The organism is Neobacillus niacini (assembly GCF_019749295.1).
In the GTDB taxonomy this organism is placed as follows: domain Bacteria; phylum Bacillota; class Bacilli; order Bacillales; family Cytobacillaceae; genus Neobacillus; species Neobacillus niacini_D.
The window spans coordinates 508511-520849 of sequence record NZ_JACWFG010000011.1 but is presented as its reverse complement, the minus strand read 5'-3'; the positions used below and the strand labels follow the sequence as shown (position 1 = coordinate 520849).

Below are 12339 nucleotides of genomic sequence, written 5' to 3'. Positions count from 1 at the left end.
TGAACAATTTAATTGAATTCTTTTATTCGGTATACCAAAATAGTAATTCTTACAAAATTCCTACGATAAACAAATTTCAAAAAAGCTGGTGCTGCTATGCTGAGATTCCTATTTTTATTAGTCATTTTTATGTATTTACTATCTACTTTGCTGCCTCAACTAGACCTTGGTGTTCTGCTATCGATTCTATGTTTTATTATTGTATTATCTACCATTTTTCTTGCTAAACGCTCTGTTCAATTACTTGGCAGCACTTTTCTGCTCCTTGGTGTAATGCTGCTTTGGCAAAGCGGATCACATTGGCATAATTACATATTATCTTTTGGCCCTATGTTAGACCTGATTACTTTGTTTACATTAGTTCCTATATTAGGAATCCCAATCAAATTAGGCGGATATAGCGGCGGCATACAAAGAATTATTCAAAAAAGGATAAATAACTCTGGTCAGTTATATATAATCACTTCAGGTATTTCCTATTTCTTTAGTATTTTTATGAATCTTGCAACTTTACCGATGGCCTATTATTCCATCCGTCCAGCTTTGAATTTGTTTTCAGTCGAGAATAAAGAACGATTCATGAGTAGAGCTATTACTAGAGGTTTTGCTATGCCTTTGCTGTGGGCTCCTGTTACACCTATTGTTGGGATCGTTATTTCTGTAACACATGTAAGCTGGATTTCTATTTTACCGTATGTTGTACCACTAAGCATTTTAGGCTTGGGGATGGATTGGTTCATCGGAGCACGTAAATCTAAAAAAATGATTCCATCTGTCCAAGATGTTTCTTCTCATGAAACAGCAGCAGCGATTGAACACACTCAAATGAATTCTCCTAGAAGAATCTTGCAAATTTTCTTGGCAATCATTATTTTTATTGCAGCGATTTCCTTGGCAGAGTCACTGTTACATTATTCCTTTTTGATTCTTGTTTCATTACTCGTGATTCCATTTGCATTTTCCTGGTCTCTTTTTCTAAAAAAAGGAACAGATTTTGGCAATCAATTACTGAAGCATTTTCAAACCTTTTCAATCAGTATGAAGGATCAATTCTTTATTTTTCTATCTGCTGGATTTTTTATATCAACAATCAATATTTCCCATACCGATGAAGTGTTAAATGATTGGATACTGAAATTTATTCAGGGTGCTGGTGTGGAAATTTTTATGATTTTACTTCCCTTGGTACCTTTGGCTTTTGCGTTTTTAGGTCTCCATCCTGCCGTTTCCCTTGCACTTATGACAGGAGGATTGGATATAACTGCACTTGGACTTAATCCACACATTCTAACAGTGGCCATGTTAGCTGGAGCGGTATCTTCCTTCCTAGTAGGTCCATATAATGCTACATTAGGTTTGATGTCAAACCTAGTAAAAGGTACATCTTATAAAGTATCAAATTGGAATATTACATTTGCCGCATCTTATATCATCTGCGTTATGCTGTACTTGTTTATCTTGCAAGCCTTTACTGGCTAGCAAAGACTATAAAATAGGAAAACCAGGTGCTGGGAAAAGCTGCTCCTGGTTTTTTCCATACATTTATTCTTCTTCTGTTTCTGACTGAATTTCTTTTATAATTTCCTTCGCAAAGTGGCCAAGGGTCCCGTTACTATAGGAACGAATAACTTCAGGTGCAAGGGATGTTAATGCCCGTTTAATATATTCTTTTGAAAATTGTTTTTTTGTTAATTCATTCTCGATTGCTATTGCTGTTTTCAATGCATAAGAGGTAGCCAATTTATTTACTTGTATTAAATGATCCTCATGATCCATTATTACTTTTCCTAACGGTAGAAATAATTCCTCTATTTGCTTTGGCAAAAAAACTTCAGAAATAAAGAGACCGTTGCCATTCTCGAGTAAATCTCTCCATTGCCCCATGTATTTGATACCTATTACATTTATGGAAGGAAAATTATCTTTAATCTCTTGTGTATTTAAAGCAGTTGCCATATTAACTATTATAATAGAAGAAAATGAGTGTATTTCTGCTAATTCAGTTGTTATAAATGGGATAATCTCCTTCGCAGGGAGTGCTAAAATGAATACATCTATTTCACTAAATTTACTTTGGCTTAATGAATAGCCATTTTGATAGTTCTTTACAAACTCTTCCGTTTTTGTTTCTGATGGATGGTATACCCCTATTGGAATATTATTATTATTCCAGTGTACCATGAGTGCTTTACCTAACTTACCAATACCTGCTAAACCGACTCTCCTCAAACCTATCACCTCTCCACTCATTATTATACATTTGAAAAACAAGTCATTATGACATAAAAAGGGCTATCAGCATGTCTGTTTTGACTTTGCCGATAGACCCCCATTTTTGAACAACCTTTCTAAATTTCTAACTTTGGATACTTGTCACCAAATCAATAAAGCTATTAATGTAGCAATGAAAAGACCCGTTATTACAGGAATAAAATTCTTTCTGGCAAGCTCAAGTGGTGATATTTGTAAGAAACCTGCTACCGCAACAAGTGAAGACCAAGCTACAATGGTTCCTCCTCCCCAAATTGCGCCCATTTGTCCAATTGCTGCCATGGTCGAAGGATCAATACTACTTCCAGTTGCTAAAGCTCCAGACAATGCACCTGTCAATGGAAGTCCTGAAAACCCTGAGCCGTCCAAGCCTGTTATTAATCCAACAATCAAAATACCAAATCCAGCAATAAACGAGTTTTGTGGAATGTAAGACTGCCCTGCCTGAATCATATCAAACAGGAATGCCGGCTTAGCAGCTTCCGCATCAAGTGAAAGAATACTTGGTGTAAAATCGCCACTGCCCATGAAGAAGAAACCTGCAATAGGAATAACTGGAGCCATCGCTCTGAATGCAAAGACAAATCCTTCTGTAATATGGTCACTAATTTTATCAAGAGCATGGATCCGGTTAAAAGCAATTGTTGCTAAGATTAATAGAACAGCAGCCACGCCGCCAACAAAAGCAGCTCCGTCTGTTCCCTCAAATCCAGCTCCACCTGAAAATTTAGATTGAAACATGTAGATCATAACAGCCAACATGGATAATGGAACTAAAATAGCAAATCTCTTACTCCATTTATTTTTTCTGTTTTGCATCTCAGCACTTTCTTCTGTAGTAGCAGCAAGTTCATCCGCCACATTAAAAAATGCATTATCGTTTCCAAAATTAATGTCTGAATCTAAGCTAGAACTTTTCACAATCGATTTTCGATGAGCTAAATAGACCATACCTAGAGCACTAATCCCTGTTATCACGGAAAGAATTAATCCTTTATCCGTAACTAAGCCTTTATCTATTCCTGCTGCTTTTGCACTTAGCATAGGAGCAACTTGCATAATATAGTCGGATGAAAGTGCCATTCCTTGGCCGGCAATTACTACTACCATACCAGCGGTCATGACCGGTAATCCAGCCCGTACTGCAGCGGGAACCAGCAGCGCACAAATTAATGGAACGGCTGGTGTTGGCCAGAAAAATAATGAAATCACATAAGTCACAATCATTAGAACAAAAAAGGAGATATGGCCGTTTACCATTATTTTTTGAATGGGTATAATTAACTTTTTATCAGCCCCTATATCTCTTAAAGAATTAAGTAGTGCAATCATAAGGGAAATAATTAAGAAAATGCTAAAGAGTTCCTTTGCGGCTACGAGGTTTGCATTAAAGACTGCTTGAAATCCTGAGATCAGGCTCCCTTTATAAACTACCGCGACTAAAAATGTACCAATAATTACAGGTAGAACAACACCTTTTCTAAATAACATCGTAGTAATTACGGAAACAGTTACTAGAGCATAAATCCAATGTGCTAAAGTTAATTCCATATATTCCCCTCCGACTCTCAGCATTTTATAGGTTTAGGTACCTTTTTAGATGGCAAGTAGATGAGGTTTTTATTATGTAGGCTAACGATTTTCTGTTTTTCCTCAATTACCATTGATTCCTTAACAATGAGGCGATTTCGTTTCTGTATATTGTGCATTGTAGATTGTATACCACGATAAAATTAAATTTTTACCTGCGTTTTAAATGAATAATAAGTTCCTACTTGAATTTGTTGCTGAGATTTCAATCAATATTGACCTTCCGAAAAAAGAAGATAACGCTTTCATATTTAATTCTTCTGATATCCACCTCCTGCTTTTCACTATTAACACCTTATTAATCATAATAACACCAGTGAGTTAATCGTGCAAATAATTTTTAATTTTTAGATATTTTAGTATTTTACAAATACTATATTGCTTATATTCATAGATTTCGGTAAAATAAAGTGCAAAGTCGGTATATCGTATACCAAATAATTAATACAATATTTTCCAACACCCCCTTCTATCTTAAACTTTTACTCTCTATTAACTTTTTATTACGATAACCATACCATTTATTGCTGGTTCATCCTAGAAAGTTGTGAGAAATGCTAACAGTGTTTTTATTAAAATGATGTTAATAATCTTTTATATTAATTGAGGTGGTCTTATTATGCTTAAAGCTGGAATTATAGGTTATGGAACAATTGGAAGACATATTGCTGAATTAATTCAATCCCAACAGGCTGGTGCCATTGAACTTAAAAGCGTACTTGTTAGAAACTTAGAGCGAATTGAAGAAGCTTCAAAACATCCATTTTCTTTCACTAACAATGAAGAATCTTTTTTCAATCAGGATTTAGACATTGTGATTGAAGCTGCTGGTCATCATGCCTTAGAATTATACGGGGAAAAGGCATTGGTAAGCGGGTGTCATTTGATGGTTATTTCGGTGGGTGCTTTAGCTGATAATGAATTTCTAGATGTATTACAAAAAGCAGCACGAGAAAATAGTAAACAAATACTGATCCCGTCTGCTGCTATTGGTGGTTTAGATAGAATTGCAGCTGGAGCTTTAGGGGAGATTGAAGAGATTACTATTATAACGAGAAAGCCTGTAAAAAGTTGGTACGGAACCATTGCAGAAGAAAAAGTTAACCTTGAAACGATTTCTGAACCTTATTGTATCTTTGATGGAAATGCAAGAAATGCTTCAAAATTATTTCCGGAAAACGTTAACGTTTCAGCAACATTAAGTCTTGCAGGAATCGGATTCGAAAAAACGAAAGTTCAGGTTTATGTAGATCCTACGATAAAACGTAATATTCATACCATTAAAGCGAAGGGCTCTTTTGGAGAAATTGAGATATCTGTTCAAAATGAACCATTTAAGCAAAATCCTAAATCTAGTCCAATTGTGGGAATGAGTGTTGCAAAGGTGTTAAAAAACTTAACCTCTTCCATCGTTATTGGAGTATAAATAGGTTGAAAGAAAGAGCTAGACCCAGCTAGCTCTTTCTTCCATTGGTCTATCTTTTATCACCCTTTTTAACTGATTCCATGTATGCTTTTCTAGAATTTTCAATATGAATTTTTGTTAGAAATTCTGCCATTTCTATTTCTTGATTCACGATTGCTTCCATAATTTTTATATGTTCTTCCATTGACTGTTCTGCTCTTCCCGTTTTTTTATACCCGAGTTTTGCAAAGGCTTTTATATAATCTGATAACCCACTTAGAATTTCATACAGTTTAGAATTCTTAGCAGAACTATATAATAAATGATTCATTTCAGAGTGGAGGTCTGAGTAATCATCCTCTCTTTTATCCTGCAAACAAGCTTCGACTTTTTTAATACAAGCAATAAATTTGTTTTTTGTTTCATCGTCTAGCTTTTGGACTGCTAATTTTGCTGCCAATACTTCTAGGGATGAAAGAATGGTGAACACCTCAATAATTTCCTTCTCAGAGATATCCGCAACAATAACACCTTTTCTAGGCACGGTTTTAACAAACCCTTGCGATTCTAAACGAAATAAAGCTTCACGAATTGGCGTTCGGCTAATGTTTAATCTTTCTGCCAGTTCCCTTTCCACCAGTCGATCTCCTGCTTTGAATTCCCCTTCTAATATTAGATCTTTAATGTGGATATAAACCCTTTCTCGAATCGAGATAAGATTATCCTCCGTCCAGTTACTTACCATTTTTCTCCCTCTTCCCTACTCGGTATACTTTATACCAATTATAACGTATTCTTTTCTGAAACATCAATTTATTAGGAAGATTACCCTAGTGTAAGGCTTTCAAATAACTCATTTTTACTATAAGACACTTGTGCTCCAATGTCATTTTGCAGGGTCTTTCTCATCAAATGCAGCCTTGGTGATAATTTCAGTAATTATTTCTGCAAGAATCTTAACGGTATATAACCGCGTGCTGTTTAAGGACTGTACCGGTGAGATGGGGTCAAGATAATTTACGATTGCCTTCATATGGTAATTCCCCACACTTGGTAATACATTATTTACCGCATTTCCTGGGATAAAGGCTCCCTCTTTTATAAAAACGGATCCTATCCTCTCCTCATCCCCTAAACAAGCATCGATTCCAAAAATAAAAGGGTCTTCATATCTTATATGAATATCCTTCATAACTTTCTTAATATTTAGTGCATGGACAGGCTCTTCTAATGTCCCATAGACAGGAAAAGGTATATTCTTTTCCTTTAGCATCGTTCCCACCAATGGACCAAGCGAATCACCTGTAGAACGGTCTGACCCTACGCACAAGAAGATTATTTCTTTAGAAGTTTGGGAGAGTACTTCTTTAAGTTTATTTGAAATTTTTTCAATTTCCGATTCTTTCGTGTTTTTTTGAACTGAAATCACATTTGGATCTTCTATACTGTCTTTCCTTTTATTTTTGAAAGTAAATGACCACACCATAATCCAACTCCTCATTTTTTGGATAGAGAGTCGAAAACAAAGGAACATATAACGATACTAAGATAATCTTAATTGAATTTTATAAAAATTTCATATAAAACATTTACTTTTACTAAGAATTATTAAATTTCTGAATAAAATCGTTTAAATCAAAAGTATTCCTGAAACTTTTGATCGGAATAAACTCCAACTGTCCGCCTGAGGTGGACAGTGTCCATGGACGGTGCCTGTCACCGTGTAATGTCACTATGTATTGTCAACGCGACAGCTTTCTTTTCATGATTTTCCTAGATATATATGGTAATATAAGACTAATATCTTCCATTAGATAAAGGGGTTTTGGCCCCTTTATTGTACAGAATTTCAGATATGGCCAATATTATCGGCAGTTATCTGCTTTCTCGTATGGAAGGTTTCATTTTTTTTATTAGGAGGAATTATTTATGTACAAATTAATGAAGTTTTGCAGGAAGTTAAATCCAAGCTTGGGGGTTATTTACTATGAACCATAGTACTTTCCAAAGCAGAGAATACTTCGTTCGTCAGTTAGTTTATATTGATGAAAACATTAAGGAGTTAACAGAACTTTACTTTTCATCCACCCCTATACAAGAACGGTTAAAACACTTCTTTAACTTATATGTATTAGAGGTAGAGGACTTATTAAAAGTAAATCAAAAAAATACTCATATATCCTTTTTCCCAAAGGTATTAATCGGGACAAAAGTCACGGTATGGTATGAAGAGGATAATGAAACAGAGGATTATGTCATTTGTTACCCGGAGGAATCTGATCCGGATCGCGGCTATATCTCCTTTTTGTCACCAGTTGGCAGACAGCTACTTTTAAAAAATAATGGCGAAAAGCTATCATTAAAAATACCAACTGGGGAACTTTTAGTAACGATTAAAGAAATCTCATATGCCGGACAGCTTTTGGATCAAGGAATTAAGACAAAAGAAGCTTAAGTGAGTGCAGATGAAAACGCTGCCAAGAAGTACATGTGAAAAATAAACAACAAATAAAACAAACCTTCCACCTGTGTATCTGGAAGGTTTGTTTTATCGTTTATTAAGCTCTACTTAAATTAGCTTCAAACATATCGATGATTTCCAGGAATCTCTCTGCTTCTCTAAAAGTGTGGTCTGCTAACAAAGGATGTATATTACTTTTAATTCGACATGCTTCGATTAATTCTCTTGCTGTTTTCTTGAAATCTCTTAAAGATGAAACGGATACTTTATTCTGGTTTAAAAATTGACTCAATAAAGGTTTTGTTTCAGATTGTGGCCGCATATAATCCAAATCTACGGCTTGAAACAATAATTGGTCAAAATCATTACTAAACTCTCTCGCCTGGTCCACTAATTTCCTTTCCGATGGATCTAGAAGATGTCCGATAAACTTAGCATGGTCAGCCATAATCTTTAAGAAAAATACATTCTCTTCAATCACAGTATCTGGTGTTGGAGCTAATTTTCCTTCATTTAGTTCTTTTAACCGATTCGCAAAATAAGCAGCTTCTCTGCTAATATGATCCACTAATAAAGGGAAATTGTTGTGCCTGATTTGACATCGAAGCGTTAAATCTAATATCTTCCTTTTATACCCATAAATAGATGCAGCAGCTTGAAAAACTTCGGTATTAAAAGCTTGAACTTGACGTGGATCTGAATTCACCGTAAACCTAGATAGCTTCTCCTCAATTCTCTCGAAAAGAGCCATATACTGCTGTGCTTCTTCAATCAATTGTTTCTGTTCAAAGGTGAATCCCAGGCTTAAAAATAGAGCATGTTCTTTCATAATCCTAGACCAAAATTCTATTTCGTCTAATGATCTAGCAACAATCTGATTTGTTGCCATGGTGTCCCTCCTCGCGTTTACACACTTCCTTCTTAATATATGAAATGAATGGTAGTCCCTATTACCTAGGTCCATTTTTGTAACCTGTACAATTTTCTAACTTCATAAAAATAGTTGGTACCGCAAACAAAAAAAGCGGCCTCTACAAATATAGAGAACCACTTTTATTCAATTTACATGCAGGAACCTGTCCCTATATACACATTAGACTATTTCTGATTCAAGTTTGAAACCTTCCACAACAACATCATCGTCAATTTCCAACAATAAGCACCGTTTTCCTTGGAACATTATATATTTTACATGTTTCAGGTCTATCGGGCTGAGGGATAGATTTGCTACCTTTGTTTCAATTTTTATTGATTTAGGAACTAAATTACTTGCTTTGAAGTCATGTTTTTCATCATCGACAATCGCTTTAAATGCATGTTCAACCTTCGCAGTATCTACATTCTCGACTCCGCTAACGGTTAAAATTCGTTCAATATCCCGAGAATCCAGCATCGGTGCTTCACTTTCTTCATTTTCTTTATTCTCCTGGACCACCCTGTCAATTTCCTCGTAAACGTTAGAAATCACCTGGGAATCTACTGTGTCCCCGATTACTTTATTCAGAATAAGTTCAAAGCTGTCTTTTTCTTCCAATGCTGTAATGATTTCTTCGCAATTAAGTACCTGTTCAATAAAAGTCTCATCTGGTTGATTGGCTTTTCCTGCGCAGTATAGTATATGGTTTACATCTGCAGCATTGTCATTGAATGCAGGGAACAAGAAGCCTGACAACGGCTGTGCTAAATTAATAATCGGATCAAAGGCATTATTGGATCTAAATTCTCTTTCAATATAATCAAATACCAATGCTCTTTTTGGCTGATCGGTTTTATTGAGACTGCAGAGGATAAACTCGTTGGAATAAACCTCATCATTCCCGCCTTCTTCTGACTCCGGGTCACGTTTCTTGGTTGCTTTACGGTATTCTCCCCTTATAAACGTCACCACTGTATCAAATTCATAAACCGTATGAGCAAACATTTTTCCAACGATTTGGTGCATATGGTCAATCCAATCATCTGTGGTATCCGATTGTAATCCATCAAAAAGGATCATTTGTGTGCTGTCTTCCACATCCCGTTGAAATTTCAGCTCAAACAATTTAGCATCGAGATTTCCTGTTAAAACTTTTTTGAAATTCACCAAAAATAACTCTTGTGACTCCTGATCTAACATTTCAAATGGTGAAATAACGGAATGGTAAATCTCACCTGACTCTTTCTGAACATAAACATTTAAGATTTCTCGGATTTTCATAAGATCATTGTTTAATTTAAACTGCTTCCGGATATTAGCTATGTCTTTTGCATTCATTTATCTCAACTCCCATCCTTGATTATACTGTTCAAAAAGGAAAATAGTAATACTTGACAATTTCTCCTCTTTATATCTGAACCGCTCTCTTAGGAGCAGGGTGGTTATTTGATTTGAATACTTTTTATATATACTAACTACGCACAGGTTCTGTTGTTTTTACTGCAATTGATAATTTTTTTGTTACTGTACTTGATCTTCTCACAAAGAAAGAACCTATTAATCCTACTACTGAAATCCCTGTAATAAAGTAGAATGCATATTTAATTCCAGCAGCTAATATTTCAGGCTGGGTGGCATTAGGAAAGTCCATTACATAACTATTTTGACCACTCGTAAATACCGTGATGGCAATCGCCGTACCTGCAGCCCCTGCTACTTGATTCAACGTATTCATAGCGGCTGATCCATCAGCATATAACTCACGTGGTAATTGATTCATTGCATTTGTTTGGGCTGGCATCATAACCATTGTTAACCCAAAGAATAAAATCATAAATGCTGCTGCCACTTGCCATGCAGGTGTATGACTTGAAAGAGTGGAAAGAAAAACGATATTCCCAATCAAGACTAAGATAAAACCACTAATAGTAAAACGGCGCGCCCCAATTTTATCAAAAAGAGCTCCTACAATCGGTGACAAAATAAAGTTGACTGCATTACCAGGGAGTAATATTAAACCAGCCATCGCAGCACTAAATAATAAAGCACCTTTTAAATACATGGGCAGTAAAATTCCTGTTGATAAAATAATTAAAATACCCAGGAACATCGTTAAAGTTCCTAATGTGAACATAGGATATTTAAAGACACGTAAATTAACCATAGGCTGAGCCATTTTATTTTGACGAATCCCAAAAGATACTAATGCGATTATACCTACTAGTAATGGTGCCCATACTTTAGGTGATGAAATAGCTGCTTCAGCCATGGTACTTAAGGCATAAATTAAGCCGCCAAAACCAATGGTTGATAATAGAATGGAAGATACATCGATCTTTGGTTTCGTAATTTCCGAAACATTCTCAACTTTAACAATAGCAACCAAGATCAATAATACATATGCAATGGCACTAAACCAGAAAATATATGGCCAGCTTAATGTACTAATAATGACACCTGAAAGTGTTGGTCCTAGTGCTGGAGCTAATGTAATAACAAGACCCATAAGCCCCATTACTACTCCACGTTTCTGAATTGGGAAAATGAGAAGCATAACACTCAGCATCACAGGTAATAAAAGACCTGTTCCAATCGCTTGAACAACACGCCCAAGTAATAAAACACTAAAGTTAATATTTAACGCTGCTAAAATTGCCCCAAACAGCGAAATAGTCAGTCCCCCAATAACCAATTGTCTTGTCGTAAACCATTTCATTAATAGTGCAGAGATTGGCACTAAAATCGCTAATACCAATAAATAGCCTGTTGTCAGCCACTGTGCCGTTGCTGCTGTGACTTCAAATTGTTCCATAATATTTGATAACGCCATATTTAATGCCGTTTCACCAAATAATCCAGCAAATGCACCTAGCATTAAGATGAATGCCATTGTTTTTGGATTTTTAACTTGAATTTGTGTACTCATAAAAATCTCCTTCTATCGTAATCTATTGTGCTGAAATGATAGTCTTCATTTCAATTATCAGCCATTATCCAATCTTTCGTTGTACACCCCCGCTTACAAACGAACTTGCTTACTATATCAAATTTTCTCTTCAAACGTCAACCAAGTTGACAAAAAATTTTTTTATGTTATTATAAACCTAGTTGACGATTTGTAATGGGAGTGAATGCATGTATAATATTGGAGATTTAAGGAAAATAAATAAAAAAAACCACGCTCGGTTTCACAAAGCGTGGGTTTTCAGATGATTAAATATGCCAATCTAGCTTTAATATTTCTTTTAAAGTGCTTACTTGCTCAGCACCGATTTTTTCAGCAATTTTATTCTCAAGCTGTGCCTTCAGAGCCTCGTTTTTTTCGTAGCATTCTTCACCTAAAGCTGTTAACTGGATACACTTTTCTTTCTTATTGTTTTCAACATTTTCAACTTGGACTAGACCTTTTTCAGCAAGCTTATTGATAAACTTATGTATCGCCTGACGAGAAATCTCTACATTTTTTGTAATATACGATATGTTTGGCTTTTTTTTATAAATACGAGCCATAATATACCATTCAGAGTTAGAAATATGAATCTCACTTTGATTATTCCATGATGTTTCTGAAATTTTACGGACTAAACTATGCCGTTCACTTAATAGGTCGATCAGGTCTAAATTTTGTAATTCAGAGTTTGAAATCAAATGTTTCACTCCAATCCTATTCTACACCACCTACTATACAAAACCTGA

11 protein-coding genes are annotated in these 12339 nt (G+C 35.4%); 3 read left to right on the top strand and 8 right to left on the bottom strand.

Features of this window, described 5'->3' with window-relative positions; all coding sequences use genetic code 11:
* Positions 1-96 precede the first annotated feature (96 nt).
* Complete coding sequence (locus H0184_RS16350) at positions 97-1479, top strand: hypothetical protein (RefSeq protein WP_221827061.1); 1383 nt, start codon at positions 97-99, stop codon at positions 1477-1479.
* Between the two features lie 63 nt (positions 1480-1542).
* Here H0184_RS16350 and H0184_RS16345 read toward each other — a convergent pair whose 3' ends face one another.
* Together H0184_RS16345 and H0184_RS16340 are read right to left on the bottom strand one after the other, a co-directional pair.
* On the bottom strand, positions 1543-2229 hold the full coding sequence (locus H0184_RS16345; RefSeq protein WP_260631607.1) for an NAD(P)-binding domain-containing protein: 687 nt from the start codon (positions 2227-2229) through the stop codon (positions 1543-1545).
* Positions 2230-2373: 144 nt separating this feature from the next.
* Entirely contained in the window at positions 2374-3822 is a 1449-nt protein-coding gene (locus H0184_RS16340; protein WP_221827059.1) for a hypothetical protein, read from the bottom strand.
* A gap of 658 nt (positions 3823-4480) precedes the next feature.
* On the opposite strand from H0184_RS16340, the gene nadX reads away from it, so the two are divergent.
* Positions 4481-5287: an aspartate dehydrogenase gene (nadX, locus tag H0184_RS16335; protein WP_221827058.1), complete on the top strand. Its 807-nt coding sequence runs from the start codon at positions 4481-4483 to the stop codon at positions 5285-5287.
* Positions 5288-5336: 49 nt separating this feature from the next.
* On the opposite strand, the gene H0184_RS16330 is transcribed toward nadX, so the two are convergent.
* Positions 5337-6011: a GntR family transcriptional regulator gene (locus tag H0184_RS16330; protein WP_221827057.1), complete on the bottom strand. Its 675-nt coding sequence runs from the start codon at positions 6009-6011 to the stop codon at positions 5337-5339.
* Between the two features lie 141 nt (positions 6012-6152).
* The gene (gene yyaC / locus H0184_RS16325; RefSeq protein WP_260631606.1) at positions 6153-6752 is read right to left on the bottom strand and encodes a spore protease YyaC; all 600 of its coding nucleotides are present in this window, start codon (positions 6750-6752) and stop codon (positions 6153-6155) included.
* A gap of 501 nt (positions 6753-7253) precedes the next feature.
* On the opposite strand from yyaC, the gene H0184_RS16320 reads away from it, so the two are divergent.
* Positions 7254-7721 (top strand): GreA/GreB family elongation factor, encoded by a 468-nt coding sequence (locus H0184_RS16320; protein ID WP_221827056.1) that lies wholly within the window; start codon positions 7254-7256, stop codon positions 7719-7721.
* 103 nt (positions 7722-7824) lie between these two features.
* Here H0184_RS16320 and H0184_RS16315 read toward each other — a convergent pair whose 3' ends face one another.
* The 4 genes from H0184_RS16315 to H0184_RS16300 form a co-directional block, all read right to left on the bottom strand.
* Positions 7825-8616, bottom strand: a complete 792-nt coding sequence (locus H0184_RS16315; protein ID WP_221827055.1) for a DUF2935 domain-containing protein — start codon at positions 8614-8616, stop codon at positions 7825-7827.
* 204 nt (positions 8617-8820) lie between these two features.
* The gene (locus tag H0184_RS16310) at positions 8821-9981 is read right to left on the bottom strand and encodes a DUF4317 domain-containing protein (RefSeq protein WP_221827054.1); all 1161 of its coding nucleotides are present in this window, start codon (positions 9979-9981) and stop codon (positions 8821-8823) included.
* A 133-nt stretch (positions 9982-10114) separates the two neighbouring features.
* Positions 10115-11569, bottom strand: coding sequence for a DHA2 family efflux MFS transporter permease subunit (locus H0184_RS16305; RefSeq protein WP_221827053.1), 1455 nt, complete (start codon positions 11567-11569; stop codon positions 10115-10117).
* A 287-nt stretch (positions 11570-11856) separates the two neighbouring features.
* Positions 11857-12291, bottom strand: coding sequence for a MarR family winged helix-turn-helix transcriptional regulator (locus tag H0184_RS16300; RefSeq protein WP_221827052.1), 435 nt, complete (start codon positions 12289-12291; stop codon positions 11857-11859).
* Positions 12292-12339: the final 48 nt, after the last annotated feature.

Coding starts and splice junctions, on each gene's coding strand:
- H0184_RS16350 (WP_221827061.1), top strand. CDS start 97: ATGCTGAGATTCCTATTTTTATTAGTCATTTTTATGTATTTACTATCT.
- H0184_RS16340 (WP_221827059.1), bottom strand. CDS start 3,822: ATGGAATTAACTTTAGCACATTGGATTTATGCTCTAGTAACTGTTTCC.
- nadX (WP_221827058.1), top strand. CDS start 4,481: ATGCTTAAAGCTGGAATTATAGGTTATGGAACAATTGGAAGACATATT.
- H0184_RS16330 (WP_221827057.1), bottom strand. CDS start 6,011: ATGGTAAGTAACTGGACGGAGGATAATCTTATCTCGATTCGAGAAAGG.
- yyaC (WP_260631606.1), bottom strand. CDS start 6,752: ATGGTGTGGTCATTTACTTTCAAAAATAAAAGGAAAGACAGTATAGAA.
- H0184_RS16320 (WP_221827056.1), top strand. CDS start 7,254: ATGAACCATAGTACTTTCCAAAGCAGAGAATACTTCGTTCGTCAGTTA.
- H0184_RS16315 (WP_221827055.1), bottom strand. CDS start 8,616: ATGGCAACAAATCAGATTGTTGCTAGATCATTAGACGAAATAGAATTT.
- H0184_RS16310 (WP_221827054.1), bottom strand. CDS start 9,981: ATGAATGCAAAAGACATAGCTAATATCCGGAAGCAGTTTAAATTAAAC.
- H0184_RS16305 (WP_221827053.1), bottom strand. CDS start 11,569: ATGAGTACACAAATTCAAGTTAAAAATCCAAAAACAATGGCATTCATC.